Source organism: Flammeovirga sp. AWQ4_249, assembly GCF_056161045.1.
In genome coordinates this window covers 49,691-74,693 of sequence record NZ_JBSWYJ010000026.1, presented here as the reverse complement: position 1 = coordinate 74,693, position 25,003 = coordinate 49,691, and the positions used below count along the sequence as shown (strand labels likewise).

The 25,003-nt window shown below is 32.0% G+C and carries 21 protein-coding genes; 8 read left to right on the top strand and 13 right to left on the bottom strand.

Annotation, left to right across the window (positions count from 1 at the left end):
- Both ACXAHM_RS17880 and ACXAHM_RS17875 read left to right on the top strand, forming a co-directional pair.
- Nucleotides 1–1,250 (top strand): TPM domain-containing protein (locus tag ACXAHM_RS17880; protein ID WP_474962598.1); only part of this gene is annotated, 1,250 nt, incomplete at its 5' end.
- A gap of 81 nt (nt 1,251–1,331) precedes the next feature.
- Nucleotides 1,332–2,552, top strand: a complete 1,221-nt coding sequence (locus ACXAHM_RS17875) for an erythromycin esterase family protein (protein ID WP_474962594.1) — start codon at nt 1,332–1,334, stop codon at nt 2,550–2,552.
- 39 nt (nt 2,553–2,591) lie between these two features.
- Here the strand turns inward: ACXAHM_RS17875 and ACXAHM_RS17870 are convergent, their stop codons facing one another.
- The 6 genes from ACXAHM_RS17870 to ACXAHM_RS17845 all read right to left on the bottom strand — a co-directional run bounded on the left by ACXAHM_RS17870 (nt 2,592) and on the right by ACXAHM_RS17845 (nt 7,666).
- The gene (locus ACXAHM_RS17870; RefSeq protein WP_474962590.1) at nt 2,592–2,978 is read right to left on the bottom strand and encodes a group III truncated hemoglobin; all 387 of its coding nucleotides are present in this window, start codon (nt 2,976–2,978) and stop codon (nt 2,592–2,594) included.
- A gap of 187 nt (nt 2,979–3,165) precedes the next feature.
- Nucleotides 3,166–4,062, bottom strand: coding sequence for a hypothetical protein (locus ACXAHM_RS17865; RefSeq protein WP_474962586.1), 897 nt, complete (start codon nt 4,060–4,062; stop codon nt 3,166–3,168).
- 84 nt (nt 4,063–4,146) lie between these two features.
- Nucleotides 4,147–5,028 carry a pirin family protein gene (locus ACXAHM_RS17860; protein WP_474962581.1) on the bottom strand — a complete coding sequence of 294 codons (882 nt, stop codon included), beginning with the start codon at nt 5,026–5,028 and terminating at the stop codon, nt 4,147–4,149.
- 92 nt (nt 5,029–5,120) lie between these two features.
- Nucleotides 5,121–5,978 (bottom strand): AraC family transcriptional regulator, encoded by an 858-nt coding sequence (locus ACXAHM_RS17855; protein ID WP_474962578.1) that lies wholly within the window; start codon nt 5,976–5,978, stop codon nt 5,121–5,123.
- A 50-nt stretch (nt 5,979–6,028) separates the two neighbouring features.
- Entirely contained in the window at nt 6,029–6,958 is a 930-nt protein-coding gene (locus ACXAHM_RS17850; protein WP_474962575.1) for a zinc-dependent peptidase, read from the bottom strand.
- 105 nt (nt 6,959–7,063) lie between these two features.
- Nucleotides 7,064–7,666, bottom strand: a complete 603-nt coding sequence (locus ACXAHM_RS17845; protein WP_474962573.1) for a hypothetical protein — start codon at nt 7,664–7,666, stop codon at nt 7,064–7,066.
- 145 nt (nt 7,667–7,811) lie between these two features.
- Between ACXAHM_RS17845 and ACXAHM_RS17840 the strand changes: the two genes are divergently transcribed.
- The 3 genes from ACXAHM_RS17840 (at nt 7,812) to ACXAHM_RS17830 (ending at nt 10,826) form a co-directional block, all read left to right on the top strand.
- Complete coding sequence (locus tag ACXAHM_RS17840; protein ID WP_474962570.1) at nt 7,812–8,522, top strand: Crp/Fnr family transcriptional regulator; 711 nt, start codon at nt 7,812–7,814, stop codon at nt 8,520–8,522.
- 125 nt (nt 8,523–8,647) lie between these two features.
- Complete coding sequence (locus ACXAHM_RS17835; protein ID WP_474962568.1) at nt 8,648–9,304, top strand: recombinase family protein; 657 nt, start codon at nt 8,648–8,650, stop codon at nt 9,302–9,304.
- 157 nt (nt 9,305–9,461) lie between these two features.
- Nucleotides 9,462–10,826, top strand: coding sequence for an MFS transporter (locus tag ACXAHM_RS17830; protein ID WP_474962566.1), 1,365 nt, complete (start codon nt 9,462–9,464; stop codon nt 10,824–10,826).
- 544 nt (nt 10,827–11,370) lie between these two features.
- Here the strand turns inward: ACXAHM_RS17830 and ACXAHM_RS17825 are convergent.
- Nucleotides 11,371–12,849, bottom strand: coding sequence for a Do family serine endopeptidase (locus tag ACXAHM_RS17825; RefSeq protein ID WP_474962564.1), 1,479 nt, complete (start codon nt 12,847–12,849; stop codon nt 11,371–11,373).
- 610 nt (nt 12,850–13,459) lie between these two features.
- Between ACXAHM_RS17825 and ACXAHM_RS17820 the strand changes: the two genes are divergently transcribed.
- Complete coding sequence (locus tag ACXAHM_RS17820) at nt 13,460–13,792, top strand: thioredoxin family protein (RefSeq protein WP_474962562.1); 333 nt, start codon at nt 13,460–13,462, stop codon at nt 13,790–13,792.
- 151 nt (nt 13,793–13,943) lie between these two features.
- Here the strand turns inward: ACXAHM_RS17820 and ACXAHM_RS17815 are convergent, their stop codons facing one another.
- The 3 genes from ACXAHM_RS17815 to ACXAHM_RS17805 all read right to left on the bottom strand — a co-directional run bounded on the left by ACXAHM_RS17815 (nt 13,944) and on the right by ACXAHM_RS17805 (nt 19,536).
- On the bottom strand, nt 13,944–14,219 hold the full coding sequence (locus tag ACXAHM_RS17815) for a hypothetical protein (protein ID WP_474962560.1): 276 nt from the start codon (nt 14,217–14,219) through the stop codon (nt 13,944–13,946).
- 166 nt (nt 14,220–14,385) lie between these two features.
- Entirely contained in the window at nt 14,386–15,186 is an 801-nt protein-coding gene (locus ACXAHM_RS17810) for an outer membrane beta-barrel protein (protein ID WP_474962558.1), read from the bottom strand.
- Between the two features lie 336 nt (nt 15,187–15,522).
- Complete coding sequence (locus tag ACXAHM_RS17805; protein ID WP_474962556.1) at nt 15,523–19,536, bottom strand: AAA domain-containing protein; 4,014 nt, start codon at nt 19,534–19,536, stop codon at nt 15,523–15,525.
- A 144-nt stretch (nt 19,537–19,680) separates the two neighbouring features.
- Here ACXAHM_RS17805 and ACXAHM_RS17800 point away from each other — a divergent pair, with 144 nt between their 5' ends.
- On the top strand, nt 19,681–20,715 hold the full coding sequence (locus ACXAHM_RS17800) for an FAD:protein FMN transferase (protein WP_474962554.1): 1,035 nt from the start codon (nt 19,681–19,683) through the stop codon (nt 20,713–20,715).
- A 40-nt stretch (nt 20,716–20,755) separates the two neighbouring features.
- On the opposite strand, the gene ACXAHM_RS17795 is transcribed toward ACXAHM_RS17800, so the two are convergent.
- Both ACXAHM_RS17795 and ACXAHM_RS17790 read right to left on the bottom strand, forming a co-directional pair.
- Complete coding sequence (locus ACXAHM_RS17795; RefSeq protein WP_474962551.1) at nt 20,756–21,811, bottom strand: MBL fold metallo-hydrolase; 1,056 nt, start codon at nt 21,809–21,811, stop codon at nt 20,756–20,758.
- Nucleotides 21,812–21,995: 184 nt separating this feature from the next.
- Entirely contained in the window at nt 21,996–22,391 is a 396-nt protein-coding gene (locus tag ACXAHM_RS17790; protein ID WP_474962549.1) for a DoxX family protein, read from the bottom strand.
- 759 nt (nt 22,392–23,150) lie between these two features.
- Here ACXAHM_RS17790 and ACXAHM_RS17785 point away from each other — a divergent pair.
- Nucleotides 23,151–24,338: a phosphoglycerate kinase gene (locus tag ACXAHM_RS17785; RefSeq protein ID WP_474962547.1), complete on the top strand. Its 1,188-nt coding sequence runs from the start codon at nt 23,151–23,153 to the stop codon at nt 24,336–24,338.
- Nucleotides 24,339–24,413: 75 nt separating this feature from the next.
- On the opposite strand, the gene ACXAHM_RS17780 is transcribed toward ACXAHM_RS17785, so the two are convergent.
- Nucleotides 24,414–24,899 (bottom strand): GNAT family N-acetyltransferase, encoded by a 486-nt coding sequence (locus ACXAHM_RS17780; RefSeq protein WP_474962545.1) that lies wholly within the window; start codon nt 24,897–24,899, stop codon nt 24,414–24,416.
- Between the last annotated feature and the right edge of the window lie 104 nt (nt 24,900–25,003).

Below are 25,003 nucleotides of genomic sequence, written 5' to 3'. Positions count from 1 at the left end.
ATGGCTCATTAAAATCTACAGGAAAGCATATTAATGGTTTTCGTGAAGGGGAATGGAAGTGGTATTATTCCAATGGAAATCTTGAAGCAATTGAAACCTATCGTAAAGGTGAAGTTGCTGGCTTAGTCAAACATTTTAGAGAAGAAGATGGCTCATTAAAATCTACAGGAAAGCATATTAATGGTTTTCGTGAAGGGGAATGGAAGTGGTATTATTCCAATGGAAATCTTGAAGCAATAAAAACCTATCATAAAGGTGAAGTTGCTGGCTTAGTCAAACATTTTAGAGAAGAAAATGGAACATTACTTTCCGAAGGTAATTATTATAATAATCAAAAAAGTGGTCAATGGAAATGGTATTTCCAGAATGGGAATACTGATCTTATTACTTACTATAAAAATGGAGAAATTAATGGTTTACTAGAGTTTTATAGAGAAGATGGAACTTTACATTCAAAAGGGAATAGTAAAGGTGAAATTAGATATGGTAGATGGTGTTTATACGATGAAAATGGTGATTTGGAAAGTGTTCGTAATTGTAATACAAACTCTAATTCTGAATATAGTTTTGGAGCTGAAAATTATATAGATTCCTACATTACAGATTTTGTTACTAAAAACTGTGAATATTATCAATCAGTTAGTATGCACAATTCCTTACTAGAGCAAAAAGAATTATTAGTACTTATTGATTCCGTTGATCATATAAATGAGAAGTCTGAATTTGAATATGCCATATGTATCATAGATAGTTTTAATAATATAAAAAGAAGTCAACTTGCCAAAGAAATTAAGAAACAGTGGGGAACTGGTGTATCCAAAGATGATAAGGGAATACTGATATTGATAGCATCTGAAACTCGAGGAGTATATATCACTAAGGATGATTACACAATATCGGACAGTAAATTACAAAAAATTATAAATGCTGACTTTTTACCATTACTAAAAGAAGGAGATTATATAAATGGCATATTAAAATGTATACACAAAATAGAAGAAGCTCCAAGAGTTACTTTTTGGTCTGATTTTTTTTGGGCTGTTATTCTAATGATTATAATTTCTTTAGTCTTACTTGGATTACATTATGTCTTTAGGGGAATAGATTATGTCTATTGGAAAGTCCGTGTCTTTTTATTTGGTGAACCCAAATATAGATCAAGTTTTTTCTCTGGTTCAGACAGCTATGGAGGAAGTGGTTCAGGAGGTGACTCTGGTGGAGGTGACTCTGGTGGAGGGGGTGATTATTAATATTGACTAGGTATTTCTTTTCCAACTAAATTGTCAATTGATGTGTATATATATGTATTACATTATTTAAAATAATAAGTTATGTTTAAGAAATCTCCTTTCACTTTAATTCTATTAATCTTTTGGACTCATCTTATTTTCGCTCAAAATGATTTTGATATCTATGTAAAAGAAAACACTTCTGAGATAAAATCGCTGGATATTAATTATGATAATGACAATGATTTAACAGCTATAAAACAAGCCATTGGTGATGCAAGAGTAGTAATGCTTGGTGAACAAGATCATGGTAATGGGACTGCTTTTGTCATGAAAGCAAGATTAATAAAATATCTTCATGAGCAGATGGGATTTGATATAATTGCTTTTGAAAGTAATTTTTATGATATGCAAGGAGCTTTCGAACGAGATTCTTTAAATTTTGAAGATGCCTATGAAGAAATATTTCCTATCTGGACGAAATGTGGAGAATGTGAGCCCTCTTTTTCTTATATCAAGCACTCATTAGTCACAGAAAATCCATTATATACTACAGGGTTTGATATGCAATTTTATTTTAAAAAAAGCTTTTATGATGACTTTTTGAAATTTTATGAAGAAAATACTCTTAAGGTAAATGATAAAAAGAGGTTCTTTGAAATCTTAAATCTACTTATTAAAAACAATCAAACATTTGAATCAGAAAATAAAGAAAAAGATCTAACCTTTTATTTTAAAGAGTTAAATAATTTATATAGTTCTTATACTAAAGATGATTTCTGGAAACAGGTACTACATAGTCTTGTCGGTTATTCAAAAATGAGAACAGCTAAGACTTTAAGAGAAACTTTGAATATCAGAGATGCCTATATGGCTGATAATTTATTGTGGTTAACTCAAAAACGATTTCCCAATAAAAAGATTATCGTATGGGCACATAATTATCATATTTCAAGAGCATTACATAAGAATTTTAAAGCAATTACGATGACGGATAAGGTATATGAGGTTTTGGGTGATCAAATGTATTCATTAGGTTTTATTTCTTCAGAAGGAACATCTGAGTGGGCGAATCAAGATAATGCTTCTTCCTTACGAAAAATAAAAAGTAAAAAACTATTAGAAAATAAGATTGCTGCAAAAAACTATCATCAAGCTTTCTTAGATTTCAAAAATTATAAAGGAAAACCTACTCAGTTTATCATGAGATATAATTGGCATAAAGCGTATAAACAGAACTGGCTTACTATTTTTGATGGTGTTCTTTATATTGATAAAATGTATCCATGTACAAAGAAAAAAGAACAAATGGTAATACAGTAATGCTAATTTAAATACGCTATTTTATGTTTGATAGAATATTTACTGTCTCGCAGAACGAACAATCATCAATTGTCTTTGTGCAATATTATAAGCCACTTGTTTTGCTCTTTCACTCAATTCACAATTGAATAATTCATCATTTGTAGTGAACCAAAGTGCAAGCCATCTTTCAAAATGTTCAGGACCCATAGTATTTTTCATCATGTTATCAGTTCTGACATGTGCTTGTACTGGGTTACCATTAAATGTTCTTGCACCAAATAGGTTTGAATACCAAAAGTCTGTTAGTTTTTCTAAATGTTCGGGCCATTTTTCTTCTTCAATCATAGTATTGAAAATAGGACCTAATACTTCATCTTTTCGTACTTTTCCATAAAAAGTGAGTACCAATTTATTGACATCGTTTCTGCTTTGAATCTGTTGCATAAGGATTTATTCAGGTTAATAAGGATTAGATTTACAAAAGTAATAAAGATTTAGTTGAAAAATGTGAGTTATAATCAAGTAAGGTCCAAGTATTTTTCATTAAAATGATAAAAAGATAAGAATTGGGAATAGTATTGAAATTACACTATTAAATTTTATTTCATTTTTTTTATTATGTAAGATAACATTAAATACTCATCATGTTGTTTATGTGATTATTATAATATTTCATCCAATCATTTTTGATTACTTTTTCTTTGATAACGATAACTTTAAAAGCTTTTAATAGTTCCTCTTTTTCTTGAGAAATAAAGTCTTCAGTATAGAAATAGATGTTGTTCTTTATAAAACCCTTACGATTTGTAGAGATAATTCTTGCTCTTTTATTTAAAATCCACCATAAATCAGTTTCGCTAAAATCTAGAGATAATCCTATAATATGAATGTCAGAATTAAAGAAAAGCTCAATCCATGAATAGCCATCAAATTTTTTTTCTTTTAATTTATTATAGATAGATTTTACTCTTACTTTCTTTTTATTTATAGTAAACTCATACGTTCCTTTCAGGTATCCATCTAGTTTTCCGATCGTGCCACAATAGTGATCTAAACCTAACATTATAGAAGGAGGTTTATGGATTTCACCGTGAATATTCCAGATCTTACAGACTTCTTGATTATCCAATAGGATAGAGGTATTTCTTCTAATATTATAGATTTCTTCTACACTATTATTGACCAATGAAATATTATTAGAGGTAATTCCTTTCAAAAAAGAATAATCATAGTTGGTCGTAAGATAATTTTTGAAATTGAGCTCAAATAGTTGTTTATAAAATGGATTAGTCACCATTTTATCCATCTTACTCGCAATTTTTTCTTTAATTCTTTTTTCTAATAAAGAAGGGATTTTTTTACCAGTATTTACATCATCCATTAGCATTTTTTCATAGATCATCGTATTAGGTAATCGTCCATTATCAAAAGGTCGATCTTGTTTTAATTCTTCTAAGAGTTGAACCCAATCAAGGGCATTTTCTGAAAGAAGATTAATACCGTTGCCAAAGAGAAGTGTTTTGTTCATAATGGTTGAAAAAAATCCAGCAAAAAAAAGCTACTTAAAAAGTAGCTTAATATTATAAAAAGGATTTTAATTATAAAAGGATCATTAGGCTAAATCCATAGGAACTTCCATTAATAAGATTTTAGCTCCCTTTTCAGCCTTTACTTGAAGTTGATCTGTATCCCAAACTCCAAAGCCATCTCTTTTTTGAAGAGACTGTCCATTAATCTCAACATTTCCTTCTAATACAAATGCATAAACTCCATTATTGTCTCCATGAAAATTGTAGGAAGTTGTTGTGTCTTCTTCAAAAGTACCCATGTTAAACCATGCGTCTTGATGGATCCAAACACCTGCATCATCTGCTGTTGGAGATAAGATTTGGTAAAATTGATTAGGCTTCGAAATATCGGCTATAGAAATCTGATCATAACGTGGAGTGACTCCTTTTTGATTTGGGAATACCCATATTTGAAGAAACTCTACATTTTTATCTTTATTTTTATTGTATTCAGAATGATAAATTCCAGTTCCTGCTGACATTACTTGAATTTCACCTTCTTTAATTGTAGCTGTATTTCCCATGCTATCTTTATGTTCCAAATCACCAGACATTGGAATAGAAATAATTTCCATATTGTCATGTGGATGAGTTCCAAAACCTCTTCCTTCAGCTACTTTATCATCATTTAATACTCTTAAGGCACCAAAGTGAACTCTTTCAGGATTATAATAATTGGCAAAACTAAATGTATGATGTGAATCTAACCATCCATGATTTGCATGTCCTCTTGTTTCTGATTTATGTAATACAGTATTCATTGTTTTATTTTCTTTATTTGGTAAATGATTAAATCCTACTTGTTGAATTAAATTTTCATCCTCTGAAGTTTCAGGTAAGTTTTCCTTGGCTTGACTAATCGAAGGAGCCACAATGCCTAAAGCAGCAGATTTTAATGTCGTAGAGAGAAACTTTTTTCTATCCATAGTATTGACCGTTTTGATGTATTACAAAGTAACACATAATCCAAATGGCTATGAATATGAGAATACGTGAAGGACTTATGAAAATCCGTCATTTAATCATTTAGTCTGAATTGAGATGGGGAAATACCAACACATTTTTTAAAGAAAGCACTAAAATTAGCAGGTTCTGAAAAGCCAAGTTCATGCCCAATTTCTTTATTACTAAGTGTAGAGAAGTACAATAGACGTTTGGCAGCTGTAGTAATTCTACTTTGAATATGTTCTTTGGCCGATTTTCCGCTGTGTTGTTTAACCACTTTATTTAGGTGGTCTGGAGAAATATGTAGAGCTTCTGCATAAGTACTAGTGTGATGCCACTCCTTATAATGCGTATTAATCAGTTCCTTAAATTGGCGGAGTAAATTGTTTGTATTTTGAATTTCTTCTGAAGGTAAATCACAAACATTTGTACAAAGTATTAAAATCAATTTCAATATAGCACCAATTGCATCTTCTTTGAAATTCATTTCAGAATGAAACATTGTATAAATATCTTCTAAATAAGATTCTATTAGAAAAAAATCATCCTGATTGAGAGTAAGAGGAGGAGTTTCGGTAAAGTCGTGAAATAGATTCAAATCTTGAATAAATGAGATGGGAATATTATTCAATACTAAAAAATCAGTAGAGAAAACTAGAGCATACCCTTCAGACCTTTCTTTTTCTATGATTTGATGTACTTGTCCTGGAGAAACAAAATAGATTTGATGATCAGATAATGCATATGAAGTGAAATCAATTTTATGAATTCCTCTTGCTTTTTTAGTAAAAATAAAAGTATAGAAATCATGTCGGTGAGGATCATCAACTTCACCCTTTCTTTTATCATAAATCTCTTCCATCTTAGAGATACCAAAACTTAATTTTTTATTGGTTCTGTTGACAGATTGATATGTTTTTACTGATTTCATGCTATAAAAATAAAAAAGCTCGGTCTTTTATACCAAGCTTTTCTTATTATTTATTCTTCGTCTTTTCCATGACAATTTTTATATTTCTTTCCACTTCCACATGGGCAGGGATCATTCCTTCCAATTTCTTTTTTTGGTTTATTTGTTTCCTTAAAATTTCTTTCCTGTTCTGCCATATCTTGATTAAAAATCAATTCTAAGGCTTTATATAAATCGGGATGTTTTTTTTCAAGGAGTTGAGGTCTTTCAAAAAAATATTCAGAAGTTACGGTTAGAAATTCTTCAATTTTAGTGGCTCCATATGGGTTAATATCAGACTCTTTATTGATGATTTTGTCCATCTCGTCATGCATTAATTTCATCCAAGGAATAGAGTAACTATTATTAAGAAGTACTTCAGGAATGCCATCTGTTTTACCATCGGCCATATCTATGAGATGGACAAACTCATGTATTCCTACATTTTTTTTATCATTATCATTTCTAAATCCTTCTCTTAATGCACCTTTAGAAAGTAGCATTCTATTTTTTAGCTTTCCTTCACCGACCATACCCAATACATATCCTTCACCAAATTGTTGTCCAAATTCAGTATCATTTAAATCGGATTCAAGGATAATTACTTCTTTTAAATTAGGATATTCCCAATCAGGATAACCAAAGATGGGAATAATAGCACTTGAAGCAACCAGTAATCGATCTAGGTCTTCAATTGTTGTTTCAATAGGTGTAATTTTTATTGAATTCAAAAAGCGAATTACTCTTTGCTCAAAGTGATCTTTTTTTTCAGGTGTGGAAAGTTCATTATAAAAAGTGACGTGTTCAATCAGGATTTCTCTCCATTCATCACTGAAGGTATGTCGATCAAAATGATGTTTTTGTTCTTGCTTTTTTTGGGCCTTAATTTTTAATAATTGCCATATAAGTGTAGTAAAAAAAAGTACACCTATGAGCATTAATAGTATTGATATCGTATTCATATCCTTAAAATAATAGTTATGTTTTTAAGGTATATAAGAACAACTTCAATATGACCATATATTGAAATTGTTTAATGGAAAATTATATGAATTTTCTTTCTTTAACTACTTATTAATAGTACATGAAAGGTCAATACTTCTACCATCTTCTAAAGAAAATTGGAGAACAAATTGATCTGGGAATTTATTTTCTTTGTTCACAATAAAGAAAAAATCATAAGGGAAATGTTCGTATATATTTTCGTTTACAATATCATCTAAATCCAAAATGAGCTCTGAGTTAGGATTTACAACTTGAAATTGAGATGTGATATCTTCATTCTCTAAGTTGAAGGCAACAACTTTTGAGAATCTATCATTAGTATAAACCAATGGACCAGGTGCTGCATAAGCCATAGAGAAAAAAGAAAATGAGGGTTTAATAATTGGGGCTTGTAATGTAGTTTCAATTCTATCATAGATAATATCCACTTTAAACGCAATTCTTTCGTTTTCATTATCCGTAAAGAAATACCTATTGTCTACTTCTTCAACATACCCGAGTGTTGATTTAAAATTTTGTACTTCAAGTAGTATTTCATCCATATCTGAATCACTACAAAGTCCAGAAGAAGTAATATCTACAACTTCACAAGAAGAAATACCTAAAATGTAGCATGCAATGATAAACAATAGCTTTAAATAGTAGTTTTTGTTTGTGTAAAACATTTTAATTTAAGTTTGATTAAGTATAAAATAAAAGTAATTACTCAATTTTTGCTAAAGAAAATTTTGATGAAAATAAATTATGAACTTTATATTTCTAAAATTAATTACGTAGATTTACTTATGTAATATATTAAACTACTATCAAATGAACTCATCCATAGATTGTAATAGCTGTCTCAACCATCATTGTTTAATCAAAAAACATAGCCATGCTCCTGAGGCACAGCCATACTTAGAAAAGAAATTAATGGTGAGGGCAAAAAAAAATCAACCTTTTATCCTTGAAGGTGCACCTGTCCATGGACTTTATTTTATTTACAAAGGAAAAGTAAAAGTAGCGAAGACTGGTATTAACGGTAAAGAGCAAATCGTAAGACTTTGTCAAGATGGAGAAATCATTGGCCACAGAGGATTTGGTGTAGGTCAATTTTATCATATTAGTGCAGTAGCGATTGAAGATATAACCTTATGCAATTTTTCTAATGAAGTTATAAACGCTATGCTTCAAGAAGTGCCTCAACTGGCTTATAATATGATGCTTTTTTATGCAGAAGAGCTCAATCGTAGTGAAAATAAAGTAAGAAAGATTGCTCAAATGACGGTTAGAGAAAAGGTCATTGATGCTATTTTATATATGAATAGAAAATTTGGGCAAAAAAATAACTTATTGAACATTCAATTATCGAGAAAAGAAATTGCTGATTTTGCTGGAACAACAGACGAACAGGTCATTAGAGTAATTTCCTCTTTAAAAAAGGAAGGTATTTTGATTGCACAAGGTAAACGATTGGGTATCGTGAAGTTAGAAAAACTGAAGAATGAAATTAAAGAGCACAACTTTTTCTTAGATAGTTGATTTTTAGCATCTTGTATGTTTTGCTAGATTCTTTTTTAAGAAATAATTATTTTTTTCTTTTAAAATGTGCCAAATTGAAGTACTTTAAAGTGTGTACAACCAATTTTTTAGTATAACTAGTAAACATGTCGATTATTACATATATACGAGTATCTACAGTAGCACAATCGAAATTTAAGCAACAAGCTAAAATTAAAGGTAAACCTTATATTGACAAATGTCCTGTCACTTTACCTTTTATTCAAAGACCTCGTGCACAAGAGCTCCTTTCAATCTTAACTGCTGAAGATAAACTTTATATTGAGGATATTGATCGTTTAGGCGATAATCCATCTGATATTTTAGAAGCTTTAAAAGCACTATTAGAAACTAAGGCAACTATTTTAATCAATAAGTTTGATTTAGAAGAAGAACACGCTAATGCAAGCGTAATCGGTGTAATATCTGCTTTTGAAACAATGTTGAGCATGAAGGAATATCAAATGCAGGAAAAAACTGTGGAAGGTATTGCTCGAGCGAAAGCAGAAGGAAAATATAAAGGCGGTAAAAAAGGCCGTAAAATGAATGTCGAAAGATGGATGGAACGTAATAGTGACGTCATCGAAGGATTAAAAAATGGTCTAACGACATATCAAATTTCTGAAAAAACAGGTGTTGGCAAAACGCAAGTTTCAAGAGTGCGTAAAAGATTGCGTGAAATTGAAGCAGAGTTAAGTAAAAGTGTAGAAATGAGTGCAGCCGAAGAAATGCAGCACGAAGAAGCATTATTACAAGAAGCGTAAAAACACAAATTAGATATAGAATGATTAGACTACTTAGTATTAAGTAGTCTTTTTTTAAAGTAAAATTTTAAATTTTACGTAATATTTTTGAAAAGTAAGTATAAATACGTAGTATTGTTACGTAATTATTTATTGACATGTGAAAATACGTAGCGCTATGAAGCCAAAAGTAATATCAAATGAAAAAGCAACAAGTATCAACTTGTTCGATTTTAGTAGTATACAGATGAGAACTTTTCATCTAAGTTGGATTGCTTTCTTTCTTTGTTTCTTTGGATGGTTTGCTCATGCACCTTTAATGAAATCTACTATTGCTCCCAATTTAGAACTGACTAAAGCACAAACAACATTAGCCTTTATTGCTTCAGTAGGGGTGACTATTTTTGCTAGATTAGGTATTGGAAACCTTTGTGATAAAATAGGACCTAGAAAAGCTTATGTATACCTTTTGGTTTTTGGTGCATTTGCTGTGGCTGGATCATCATTAGCAACAACGTGGGAAACTTATTTATTATCAAGATTAGCGATTGGTGTAATTGGAGCTTCATTTGTCATTACACAATATCATACTTCAGTAATGTTTGCACCAAATGTAATTGGCATTGCTAATGCTACAACAGCAGGTTGGGGTAACTTAGGCGGTGGTGTAACAAACGCTACTATGCCTTTAATAGCCTCAGGAGTGGCAGCTTTTGGATTAGCAGAAGCAACTGATTCTTGGAGAATAGCGATGTATATACCTGCGGCTATTATGTTATTTGTTGCATTTTTATATTGGAAATATACATCAGATTGCCCGAAAGGAAATTATGAGGATTTGCCAGATGAGAGACCTGCAGCAAAGAAAGGTGATAAGAGTTTATTCCTGGAAGCAGCTTCAGATAAAAGGGTTTGGGTATTATTTTTAATGTACGCAGGTTGTTTCGGAATGGAATTATTCGTGACTGGAAAAGCATCAACGTACTACCAAGAAAAATTTAGTTTGAGTCAAGAAGCAGCCGGTTTTGTTGTTCTTTTCTTTGGTGCAATGAACTTATTTGCTCGTTCAACTGGAGGTTGGATTGCAGATAAATTTGGGAAAAATTCAGGCCTTAACGGTAGGGTGAAAATATTAGTTTACGTTGTTATAGCAGAAGGAATTGCATTATTAATCTTCTCACAGATGAACGTATTGGAATTAGCAATCATCAGTATGGTATTCTTCTCTCTGTTTGTACAAATGGCAGAAGGAGCAACCTATTCGGTTGTGCCATTTATCAATAAAAAAGCATTAGGAGCTGTATCAGGTATTGTAGGTGCTGGCGGTAATGTGGGCGCTGTGCTTTATGCACAATACTTATTAAGAACAGGTTCATCACTTCAAGATGCATTCTTCACTTTTGGATTTATTGTTTCAGCAGTAGGTTTCTTAGGACTTTTAATCAAGTTCTCAGCAGAAGATGAAGCAGCAGCGATTGAAGAACAAAAGAAATTAGAAGCATTTGAGGCTTCGTTAAGAGAAAATACAGCTATGGTTGTCTAACAAACAACTTCATATACGAAAAATATGTGATTAATAGTGTTCCGATAAAAACATTGATTTTACGAAAAATAAAATCAGTGTTTGAATAAACTTAGTATTTGAGCAGTTCTTTTCTAATAGGAAGGAGCTGCTTTTTTTATATAGTCTTTGAGACAAAAAAGTTTAGACAAAAAAAGAAGGGATCAGATAAAATCTAAACCCTTTCCCCATTACTTAAAGCAAACTATTGTTTCTTTTGTAAATCGAATATGATATAAGTACCATCTTCTATTACTAATATTTTTTTGATGAAATCTTTCTGTTTCATCTTACACCCTTATAAACGTGATTGAGTGGGTAAATAGTTTCACTAAAGTTGTTAACGAATATAAATGAATGTATTTAACTTTAAACCACAAATGCACAATGTTATGTGAAACAATTTAAATGTTATTACAAAACTAAGGATATTATTTGAATATATTGTCAAAAATTTAGATTATTCTCAGAAAAAATTAAAGATAGCAGTATTTTCTTATTATACTGCTATCTCATTTTCAAAGAATTATAGCCCAATACCTATATATTGCTTTTCTCCATTCGGATAAATTCCTTCTAATAGAATACCTCCACTTTTACCTCTAAGGGCAGTGCCAAGGTCATCAATCGAAAGAACAGGTTCTCTGTCTACATAAGTGATCACAAAACCCTCTTGAATTCCAGCTTGAGCAAGCTTACTATTTGGATCAAGTTTAGTGATTTCTAAACCACCATTTATACCTAAAGCGTTGGCTTTTTTCTGAGATAATGGTTGCACTTCTGCATTTAGAGCTTCAATTGCTTCGGCAGAATTTTTAGGAGCTGAAACAATATCCGTTGTATTTTGCTTATTCTTAAGTTTTACATTGAATATTTTTTCTTTTCCATTTCGAATGACTGTAACCTTTACGGTATCTCCAGGTCTTTTTCTAGCGATATATTCTTGTAATTCAGAAACAGTGCTCACTTCTTCATCATTAATATTCGTGATGATGTCATTTTGCTCAATACCTGCTTCACTTGCAGCTCCTTGAGGATTAACACCCATCACTGCAATACCTGATATCTTTTCTAAACCTGCTTCATCAGCCATTTTTTGATCAATGTCTCTAATTTCTACACCGATTAATGCTCTTTGTACAGCACCATAATCTTTAAGGTCTTCCATTACTTTTTTAACAAGTTCCGAAGGAACAGCAAAAGAATAACCAGTAAATGATCCTGTTCTAGAAGCAATTGCTGAGTTGATACCGATTAAACTACCGTTTAAATCAACTAAGGCACCACCTGAATTACCAGGGTTTACTGCTGCATCAGTTTGAATAAATGATTCAACGGCTAAATTATTGGACTGAGATCTTAATATATTAATATTTCTTGCTTTGGCACTTACAATACCAGCAGTTACAGTTGATGTCAACTCATAAGGATTTCCAACAGCCAACACCCATTCACCAACTTTGATTTTATCGGAGTTGCCAAAGCTAATAAAAGGTAGATTTTCTTCAGGTTCTATTTTTAATAACGCTAAATCTGTTGTTGGGTCCGTTCCAACTAATGTGGCTGTAAAAGTTTGTTTATCTTCTAATACAACTTCAATTTTTGATGCACCATCAATAACATGATTATTTGTAGTTATATAGCCATCTTCACTGATGATTACACCTGAGCCAGAACCTAATTGTCCTCCTTCAGATCTTGGATCTTCAAAAAACTCATGGAAAAAACGTGGAGTACCTCGTCTAGCTAATGATGGATCTGCATATGTTTTAATGTGTACAACAGCTGGAGTAGTTTTTTCAGCAGCACTTACAAAGTTTAATCCGTCAGGTACAGTGTATGCTGGCCTGGCTGAAGTTGATGTTTCGTATTTTGTAAATGAGACTGGTCTTTCATTGCTCACACTATTTGATGTCTCTTCTTGAATAAATGTAGTGTAAGTTCCTACTGATATGATACCTCCTATCATAGAAGCACCTATCATTGATAAAAATTGTTTTTTCATAATTTGATAGTAAAAATTAAGTTTTAAGAGAACTAAGAAAGGGTTCTAGACAGATATTCCTTTCCATTCTTATTTGCACTAGTATTTTACAATTAAATCAAATCTTGTGCGAATAGTAATTTTATTTACCTTTTTTATCAAATAATAAGACTCCTCTTCTTTCTTTAATTTTTTTTAAAACAGTTAACTATCATAAAATCATGATGATAACGATCAACTTTTCTTTAAAAAAGTTTGGCCACCTTTGTAGTGTCATAAGAAAGAAGGAAAATTAATATTTAATATTACTTCCTTAAGGTGATTCTAATACTCTGAATAAGAGTGTTTTAATATAATAACTGAGAGTTTCTGTCCACAGAGACAGATCAATTTTCATAGTGTTTAAAGTTTGGGTGTAAATTGAACGGGGCTCGTCTATGACGGGCCTTGTTTTTTATTTAACAAATTTTGAATGACAAATTATCTTTATCAAGCTGACATTCTGTCTGAAATTAATCAAAAATTTTCTTTATCGCTATAAAAACTACATCTCAATAACTTAAATCCCTAATTTTGCGTTTGTTGTAACTAGATCTACAACAATTAATGTAATAACATAAATAACATCACAATGTTTTCACTTCCAACAGCGGTTCAGGAATTGGTTTTTGAAGACCAATTAAAAGAGAAGATTTCCAAAGCAGAAAAAGTAATTATCGCTTTTTCAGCAGATTGGTGTCCTCCTTGTAGAGTAATGGAAGGCACGATAGCAAATCTTTCTTTTGAATTAGAAGGTAAAGCTGAGATTATTAAAATTGATCCAGAAAAATTTCCAGATCTAGCAAAAGAATACAATATGAAAACGATTCCTTTTTATTTAGGGTATGTTGAAGGTAAATTGAATGGAAAAGCACATGGAGTTGTCCCAATCAAAATGCTTAAAGAACTTGTCAATGAAGAATAGAATTAAAAATATATTGAAGCTTTTATATTCTCAAAAGAGAAAAGCAAACCAAGGTTGCTGTACTGCTTCCGTCAAAAGGTTTGAAAAAGAGCAAAATAAAAAAAGCCACTTACCGAAATAAGTGGCTTTTTTGTATTTATAAACTCGTAAATTACTTTTTCAACTTCGTGAAGTAACGAGTACTAATCAAGTGACCACAATCTGTCAAATGATAGTTTACTGTTGCTTTGTATTCTACTTTTCCTACAATATGTGGAGTACCATACACCTTCAAAGAATGACCTTTTGGAAAGGTACCAACTTTGACCATTTTTCCTTCTACTAGTTTGTACTTAGGTGTTTTTCTCTTTGTGACAATGTCAGTATCGTTGGCCATTGTCAAAAAAGGTAACCCTAATAGTGATAGAAATAATAAAGCCTTTTTCATATTCTTGCAGTTTAGTGTAGTTCTATTTATAATGTATCGTATAACAGATTAAAAAAGTTGTTATTCTTACTTTTTTTAACGTCACACTACAAATATATGAAAATAAAAGGTCATTCTACACTTATAAATGTAAAATGACCCTTAAAAAAATACAATTCACTTATTCTTAGTTCTTTCCGAAGATAGAATATTTTAAAGTAAGTTGTAATGTCATATTTTTCATCCAATCTTCTTCAGCTGCTTCTGGATCACCGTTTACATCGATCATACCATAGTTTGCTCTGATGTCTAAAGTAAGAGGAGTGTTGTTGAAGTCATAAGAAGCACCAACTACAAATGCAAAATCAATATTATTGAACTTTGCACCAGCATCTAACATCTCACCCATACTTTCATTATCAGCAGGAATAGGGAAATTAGGATTTTCAGCTAATTCAGGTAACATATCAACACCTTCACCATTTGTAAGACTGAAATCACCATCAAAAGTAACTTTACTGCTTACTAAGAATCCGATTTGACCACCACCAAATAATTTGAAGTTGTTGTTTTCACCAAATCCGTATTTTAATACGATTGGAACATTAATATAGTTTAAACGAATATGTGACTCACCTACTGCAGAATATGTAAGTGGGAATAAAGAATTTAATGGACCTTCAACTGGTAAGAAACCAGGTCTTTCTGGCATTAATCCTAAGTCACCTTCATTTAATGTATACCCTAAATCAGAGTTTTTATAAACACCTTGCTGAGAATATAAAACTTCTGCACCAAGAGATAATTTATCACTAAGTTTTAAATCATAAGTAATACCACCAACAAAACCAGGGATCAAACCACCGTCAGGATTTTCTACTAAGATTCCTGAGTGTGATAAACCACCTTTCACACCGATAACACCTTGTGCATAAGTTGCTGCGATACTGAAGATTGATAATAAAAGGATACTAAATAACTTTTTCATATCTTAAATTCGTAAGTATAATAAATATTAGGCTTGTGTATAATTTTAGTCGAAACGTTTGCGATAGCACAAAGGTAGAGCCCTAAAACGCGATTTTTCTAAAATAGTTATTAAAAGAAACTTAATGGGTAATTTTCTGAAAATTAGATATTTAGTAAACTTTCGTAAACATCGTTACTTTTCTGTTTTTAATTAAGTGTGAAAATAAATAATGTTTTGTGTAAAATGTTTTTTTCGAAAGAATATTTTGAATAAAAAAATTTCACAAAACAAGTGAATGTTTATTCATTAATGTAAAAAATGAAGTTTTATTTAATAATGAATAATTATTCACTATTAAATGTAACGATTATTCTGTATGTGATCGATGAATTCTTTAACTCTTGAATTAAACTTTTTCTGATTTTTCCAGAGATTTCTACTATAGAACCTTTGGAAATTCCAATGCTTACTTTTGAGTGCAATTGGGAAATAACCATGAGCTTCTTTTACTGAAATAAATTGATGATAAGCTTCATCATCTGTCATTAATAAACCAATAGGAGAGGTATTGTCCATTACTGTAAGTGCAGAAAATGGTATCACTTCACTTACTTCATTTTGATGTTGAATATCTTCTTTTAATGTTTTACCAAAAGTCCATGTCTTCGAATGATGTGTTGAAGGTTTATAGCCATTATCCTGAATATCTTTAGCGTAATATAAAAACTTCTTCAATAATTTAGGACCTTCATTTTTACTGTCATCTGTATTCAATTGGTGGGATAGAATACTGCTGACGACATACATTTTCTTTCTTGCTCTAGTAATGGCAACATTCAAACGTTTTTCCCCACCTTCTTGGCTTAAGGTACCAAATTGAAGGTTGATCTTACCTGATTCATTGGGTGCGTAAGTGATTGAAAGTAAAATATGATCTCTTTCATCACCTTGAATATTTTCGATATTTTTGATAATCAGTTCTTCAGGCCAGTTGACTTCCAATCGATCCATAATCTCTTGAATCAATTCTTGTTGCTTATGGTTGAAGGTAATGATACCAATATTCGTTTCTCCTTTTTCAACCAGTCGTTTTGCTAATTTGACGACTTTAATAGCTTCCTCTTGATTGATTCCTTTTTTCCAGACACCTTCATCTACTTTGATAAACTCAATACCTGTATCTTTTGCATCCACTTTTTCGAAATCAGGTATAAAACGTAATTTATTATGATAGAAATGCTGATTAGAGAAATCGATTAGATCAAAAGATTGACTTCTATAATGTCCAATTAGATAATGTTCGGATAAATATTGTTTTCCTAAATCCAATAAAGAATTCACTTCAAGCGCAGGGTCCAAATCATAGTCATCATCTTCTTCCCATCTTGGTTTATATAGATCAAATGGAGGAAGTTGCTGTGTATCTCCCATAATAGCCACTTGAGAACCTCGGTACATAGCAGGAATCCCTTTTTCAGCAAAACATTGTGAAGCTTCATCAAAAATGACGAGATCAAAGAATGGAATCAATGGGAAAATAGCAGAAGCAGCTTCTGGAGATGTCAACCAACAAGGGAGTAAGTCCAATACTTCATCTTGGAAATGATGAAACGTCTTTCGTAAAGGCCAAATACTTCTTTTTTTATTGACTTGATGATAGAGATCTCTATAGGTTACTCTATTATTTAATCGATTATATTCTACTTTATCGTAAGTTCTTTCTTTTAATCTCACCAAAGTCATATCGGTTGCGATAGACCTTTTTTCCAAAATAGCCTCTTGAAGGTTCTTTTCAAGTTGTTCAATTGCACCGTTAGAAACAATCCTTAGTACAGGATGCTTCATTTCGATATGATAAAGCCAACTGATGTTTAAACTATTTTCAAAATATTCTAAAACTTCCTCAATGGGATGTTTGTGAACCCCTTCCATATGACCATCAACCAATCGGAGTGCAGCCCATTCATGTGGAGTAAATGATTCTTTTAGCTTATCAAAACGACAAATTTCATCAAAATCATCTTCCAATACTTCCTTAAATTTTACGATATCAATCTTGTTGTTGATAATATCTTCAATTTCTAAAGGAGAAAGAAACTCTTCCCATTTTACTCTTTCTTGTGGGATTTTATGTATTGTCTTAAAAAGAATATCAATTTTTGTCCATAATTCATCATAACTATAATTATGGAGCTCAATAAACTGTACAGAAGAACGAAGTGCAGTATATAGTTTTCTAGCTTCAATAGCTTTTTTACCAGCATCAAACCAATCTTCCCAAACTTTTTCTTCTAGTTCTTCTGGAAATTCAACAATCCACTCGTACTTACGCATATCATTTTTTTGATGCGTAAGATTCATTCTATTTTCAATACGGTCTCTCAGGTTTTGTAGGCCTTTTATGGAGTTCGGTAAATTGTTCTTTTTAATTAATTCATCAACAAATTTCTTCTTAGAAGAGAATTGCCATTTTACGAGAGTCAAAGGGTTACTACGTGTACGAATGGCCATAGTGACCCATTCCATAGCATCTCCAATCTGCTCATCAGAAAGCGTTTTTTCGACTTCAGTACCTCTGTTATTAAATGCACTTAAGCATCCTCTTTTATGGTTTTGCCAATCCTGAACCGTTGGTACTCTTCCTCTTTTCTTGATGATATAATTAAACATCTTGTAGACATCAGCATCACTAATTACTTCCATAAATTTAGTGACCTGACCTTCTTGTCGAAGGATCCAAAGACATTCATCAAAAGAAAGATCAACTTGTATATTATCAGAAATTTCACTCAAGATCTTATCCTTGAAAGGGATGATTCTATCTAAAATTTCATGAATATGAAGAATAGCACTGCTTTCAAAGTTGGTAAAAGGAATACGATCTTTCCAGATGTAATCTTCATCATCTAAGCTCCTAGCAAATTCTAAATAAGTTTGCAGGCGATCTTTATAATAGTTGACTTCTTTAAGGTCAAATTGTTGATAACAGCCTTTTAAGTGTGTATGTGGAGATTTTCGGTTACATTTTAAGTAAAGTTCTTTGGCTGAAATTCCACATTCAGATATATCAAATAATGCTTCCCTGAATTCATCCAATTGAGAAATTGCACTATCTATTTGTTTAGAATGTAAAGCAAAATTTCGTTCCAATTGCATTGCACCTAAACTATTATTGTCTTCTTTGAATTTATCTAATGCATCGATCTGATCGTGCATTTTTTTATAAATATGTCCTCTGTCATATCGGTGATCATGAACCATAGCACAAAATGTCCCTAAAGAAATATCTTTCATTCTTTGGTACACCACTTCAAGTGCAGCTCTTTTTTGTGAAATGACTAATACGTTTTTTCCACGTGTTGTGAAATCAGCGATTAGGTTACATATTAACTGTGACTTTCCACTACCTGGAGGCCCTTGTACCACCACAGAATTACCAGACTTTACTTCTTTGATGACCTTTTCTTGTGAGGCATCAATAGGATAAGGAGAAAGTAATTCTTCTTCTTGATGTGCTTTGCCTGCAAAAGTTTCTTTTAAACCTAAGCCATCCAAATGATTTACCGAACCCCCAAAAAATCCTTCAAGATCTTTGACATTATCATTATCAATTAATTGATCATAATCAGGCATTAAATAAGAGTCTGATTGCGGAAAAATGCCTATCAAAGCTTCTGAAAACAATTTCATTTGCCCCTCTTCAAAATTAGAGGTGAAATGTGTTTTGGTTAAAGCTTCAAAGGGTTTGACCCATTCACCAAAAGTATCTTGATTAAAGTTTAATTCTAAATTCGAATCTTCTAAGGTGTGATATAATTTAGTAAGAAATGCAGTTGTGTCTTTAGGGAAATCCTCAAATGTGAGTTCTAGAAAATCATCGTCAAAAGAAACTGCATTGTGATGTGAAATAGCAAGTAAGAGTGTTTTATTAAAAGTGACTTCTGTATCATCTCTTAGTACAAGATTCCAATTGCCATCTTCCTGCTTTAATTCAACTGGAAAAAATAAAAGTGGTGCACGTAAATTCCCCCCAGAAATTAAGCGACCTTGAACAAAAGGATACCCTAAAAATAAGTCATGACGCCCCCCTTCTTCCAATACAAATTTGGCAGCTTTAGCAACACGACGGATTTGTGTGCTGATTTTGTTAGCACTACTATCCCTACTATCAGCAATAGGACAGATAGGAATTTCTTTAAATCCTTTAATGACTTGTCTAATAATATCAAATGCAGGAAGTTGCATTAATTGATCTAAATCAGCAATGTCGATATACTGCCCTGAATAAGCTCTTGGTAAATACAATGACTTATTTCTTGCGGACAGGTTAGCAAGTCTTTTTTGGTACGTTTTGAGGGTCTTTTGCACAGTTTACTTTTTATTTTCACTATTTCTCACAGAATCTTTCTAAAAAAATGTAAAACAATAGGAGTAAATGCTTTCTCTTACTCACCTTTGCAGGAGAAGATTCTGAATTTACTATCAAGATACACAACGAAAATTAAAATCGTAATGGATAACAGAAAGAAAAATATAAATTATTCAATTATTCTAATTACACTGATGGGAATTGTATGGCTTTACAGGACTTATTTTCCAGAAGCTCAAAAACATTTCTATGTAAGAGGAACGACAATGGGGGTTGTTCCTTATAATATTAAGTATATTGATGAGGAAGGAAGACCGTTAGATAAAGAAATTGAAAAAATATTGAAGGATTTTAATCAATCGTTATCTACCTACATCGAATCTTCTGAAATTTCTAGATTTAATAAAGGACAATCTTTAGCCTATGAATCGACGTTTTTCTATCCTGTATTAGTGGAAAGTAAGCAAGTATATGATGCGACAGATGGTGCTTTCGACCCAACTATTCAGCCTCTAGTAAAAGCATGGGGTTTTGGTCCTGGAAAAACACCGACAATTAAGGATAATGAAGTAGATTCAATAAAAGCGTATGTTGGTTTTGATCAGTATATCACATTTGATGATAAGGAAGTAACCAAATCTTTGGAAGGTGTTGAACTTGATTTTAGTGCAATTGCTAAAGGATATGCTGTTGACGTGGTGGCTGATTTACTAAGAGAAAAAGGAATTCATCGTTTTATGGTAGAAATTGGTGGTGAGGTTGTTTGTGAAGGAACGAATGAGAAAGAGGCTATTTGGAAAATAGGAATCGATAATCCACGTTATGATGAAGGTGGGCAGGAACAACAGATTTCATTAATTGTAGAACTTGATAATAAAGCATTAGCTACTTCAGGAAATTATAGAAACTTCTATGTAAAAGATGGAAAAAAATATGCACATACTTTAGATCCTAGAACTGGGTATCCCGTTCAACATAGCTTATTGAGTGCCTCAGTATTTTCTTCAAGTTGTATGCGATCTGATGCCTATGCTACTGCATTTATGGTAATGGGTGTAGAAAAAGCAAAGAAAGTAATCGAAGCAAACCCAGATTTGGAAGCAATTCTGATTTATGATGAAGGAGGGAAAATGAAAAATTACATTTCTGATGGTGCAAAAAGTATAATTTATAAATAATTAAATAAGCCTCTTCATTATTCGTGAAGAGGCTTATTTTTTAATCGTACAATTCCCACCATTTTTTAAGGGTATCATTTTTACCTAAAGTAATTATTTGTCCTAGAGGGGCAGTGAAGACTTCTAAATCTTGTTTATGGGCTTCCCTAAGAAAACGTTCAATGGGTTCTTTCCATGGATGTAATGCCAATACAAATCCACCCCAATGTACAGGGAAAGCTTTTTTCACTTTTGCATCGACTGCAGCTTGAACACTTTCTTCCGGATACATGTGTATTTGATGCCAATTTTCATTGTATTGCCCATTTTCCATGATTCCCCAATCAAAAGGACCTAGTTTTTCGCCTACTTCTTTGAAATGCTCACCATAACCACCATCTCCACTCCAATAAATATTATAATGATCAGTTTTTAATGCCCAACCACCCCAAAGTGATTTTGCTCTGTCATTCAAACCTCTACCTGAAAAATGCCTTGACGGAGTATAAGTGATGGTAATATCATCTACTTTAATTTCATCCCACCAATCCATTTCTGTAATGATTGACGGATTTACACCCCAAGAAACTAGATGACGTTTAATGCCTAACCCTACAATAAATCGATTGGTTTTGGTCATCAATTTATCAATACTATCCATATCCAAGTGATCATAATGATCGTGCGTCATCAATAAATAATCAATCTTTGGAAACTGATCTATAATTTCTAAACTATTCTTACTAAATCTTTTCGTTCTAATTGGTCCAATAGGAGAGGCATCTGGACCCAACATTGGGTCGATCAATATACTTTTACCATTCAGTTGTAATAGACCTGCTGAATGTCCATACCAGATAAATTTAGGTAGCTCTATATTTTCATTAAATGATTCTCGATCAAAAGGAAGGATAGGTAAGTTGTCTTTTGGTGCACGAGTAGCTCTATCAGTAAATTGCTTTTTGAGTAAACCTGGAATATTTCGAAAATTTATATTCATGGTAGTAACGGCCAAGTTTTCAAATTTTCCCTCTTTCCATTGAGAGGATTTTGAAAACTTTTGTTCTTCCTCAGGGGTAAACTTACCGCCAAATTGTTTCTTGAAATTGCTTAGCATACATTTTAGTTTGGGTACTTCTTTCAAGTTAATAATCAAATTGTAAGTAACAAAAACAACCTCTTTGAATTTTCAAAGAGGCTGTTTGATGAATTGAGTAACTTGGATGTACGTAAAATACCCGTTTCATCTACGTACAATAATGAACCGTTAGGAATTCAGAACTTCAAAAAATGGTTGTAATTTACTTACCATATACTACTTGTTGATTGATTTGGGGGATATTATCTTTTTCATACCAAAAGACAATACCGCTTAATATCTCTGTTATTAGTGCTAGATAGAATAAACTTCCTCCATCACCGTTAACATCTATGCCTAATAGGGTCAAATGTAAAAACAAGGCCCCTCCAATAATTCCTAATGTTAATCCTGCACCTATCCAAGAGGTACGTGGAAATACGATTAATATTGCTGCTATGAGTTCCATAATACCTACTGCAACGCGACCAAAAGGCTCCATTCCAACTTGTGTGAAAATATATACACTATCAGGATGAGCTGTAAATTTGAATCTTAATGTTTGTATTAAAATAATTGCGACGGTTAATTTTAAAGCGAATATCAGGTACTTCTTCATAACAGTAATATTTTAATTTTTTGTTTTGGTATGTTACAAATATGCAAGGTTCAAATTCCACGAAGTGTGAAGTAGTTCACAATCATTAAAAAAAGTAAAAACTAATGATTGTTAATGGATAAATCTTTTGAAATCTGTTAACCGTACACTTAATCAACTTTATCTCAATTGTTATTATCCTAATTTTTATCACTATGTTCGGTATTCATCCAATAATCAGAAAAATCATCTTTTGGTTTAAATTAACAATGACATTAACATCAAGTTCATTGATTGCATCAGCAGAAGGAGCTAGTGTAGAGTCTGATTTTGTAATTATGTCATTTATTGAAGATACCGTTACATTAGTAATGGATTAATTCTTATGTCTGATAAGAAGCTTAGTTAATAGATAAAGTTTATTTGGTTTATCATGTTTTATGATGACCTTTTTTTTTGCTTAATATTTCTGAAGGATAATTTTTAATTTCTTAAATAAAATTAGCTGGTAATCTCACATCTTTTAAGTTTAAAAAATCAACTTAACACCGTCAAAACCGTTTTTAATTATCATTAGCAAAGGATAATGAACTGTACTTAAGAAAAATGTGTTGAATGCATTAGGGAAAAGGATTCAAATACCCTATTAATGTGAATTTTACGCTTAAATTTTTCTTTTTGAAGTCTGATTTTGGTCATTTTTTAAACCAAAATATTCGTCTAGTTTGCGGTGCAAAAAAAAGAAAATTATATCATTATTATATATCATAATTATAAAATATGAAAACGATCGATTCTTATAATTTCGAAGGAAAGAAAGCAGTTGTACGTGTGGACCTTAATGTTCCATTAAACCCTGACTTTTCAGTTCGTGACTTTACACGTATCAATGCAGTTATTCCTACGGTAAAGAAGATCATTGCAGATGGTGGATCAGCAATCTTAATGTCTCACATGGGACGTCCGAAAGATGGTTTTGAAGATAAATTCTCTTTAAAGCATATCATTGCTCCACTTTCTGAAAAATTAGGCGTTGAAGTTAAGTTTGGTGGTGACCCTATCGGTGCTGAAGCTGATGAGATGGCTGCTAACTTAAAGCCGGGTGAAGTAATGTTATTAGATAACTTACGTTTCTATCCAGAAGAAAAGAAAGGAGATGAAGGTTTTGCTCAAAAATTAGCTTCTAGAGGCGATGTATGGGTAATGGATGCATTCGGTACTGCACATAGAGCTCACGCATCTACAGCTGTTATCGCTAAATTCATGAAAGAAAAAGTTTCTGGTTATGTAATGGCTGCAGAAATTGAAAACGCAAAGAAAATTACTGAAAACCCTGAGCGTCCTTTCACTGCAATCATGGGTGGAGCTAAAGTTTCAGATAAAATTTTATTAATCGAACGCATCATGGACGTTGCTGATAATATTCTTATCGGTGGTGGTATGGCATATACATTCTTCAAAGCACAAGGTGGTACTATTGGTAACTCTTTATGTGAAGAAGATAAATTAGACTTAGCTTTAGAATTAATCGAAAAAGCAAAAGCTAAAGGAGTAAACTTAATGTTGCCAGTTGATTCTGTATGTGGTGATAAGTTTGGTGAAGATGCTACTGTAGCTTCTTATGACTCAAATGCAATTGCAGACGGTTACATGGGTCTTGATATCGGACCAAAAGCTTCTGAGGAATTCTCTAAAGTAATCAAAGAATCTAAGTCAATCCTTTGGAATGGACCAATGGGTGTTTCTGAGTGGGAAAACTTTGCTAACGGTACTACAGCTGTTGCAACTGCAGTTGCTGAAGCTACTGAAGGTGGTGCATTCTCATTAATCGGTGGTGGTGATTCTGCTGCTGCAGTAAACACTTTAGGTTTCGGTGATAGAGTATCATACATTTCTACTGGTGGTGGTGCAATGTTAGAATTAATGGAAGGTAAAATTCTTCCAGGTATTGCAGCATTAGAAGACTAGTAGTTGTTCAACATAAATAGAAGGTTCCCCTTCGATTCTAAGCGATACTTCTCAACAAGAGAGGTGTCGCTTTTTTTACAACTTAATTTTTATAGCAGATAGCATTGGAACTTCTAACCGATCATCATATTGCACTCTACAAGCATTCGTAAGGTAAAAGGTAAGTGGTGATCTATATTTCTCTCCATTTAATTTATAGTAACGATCATGATCAATAACCCATCCATTAAGTGAACCGTATCTTTCTTTACCTAATTTTAAAAGAGTGCTTCCAATTTTTTCTCCTTGAAATTCATTGTGAATGATCATTGCAAACCACTGCGTATTCTCTCTTTCAAACCTGAAAAACCAACCGACAACTTTATGAGCATGTGTTGTAGCAATGATGTGTTCTTTATGCTGTTGATTATTAAGGTAAGTGTCAAACTCTTCTTCAGATTTATAAGTCAGCTGCATTGGATATTCATCATTCCATAATTTATACAATGCTGTTTTGGTATAAGAAGATAAATTTTGAACGACCGAGAAATTGTAATCTTCTGTGATTAAAATACTTTCCATCAGTTTATTATAATTTATTTTGAAAATGTATAAACTTAAACAATGTTACTTTCGTATTATTTGATGAAACAATCAAAAACTATAGAATTAAAATGAGAAATACT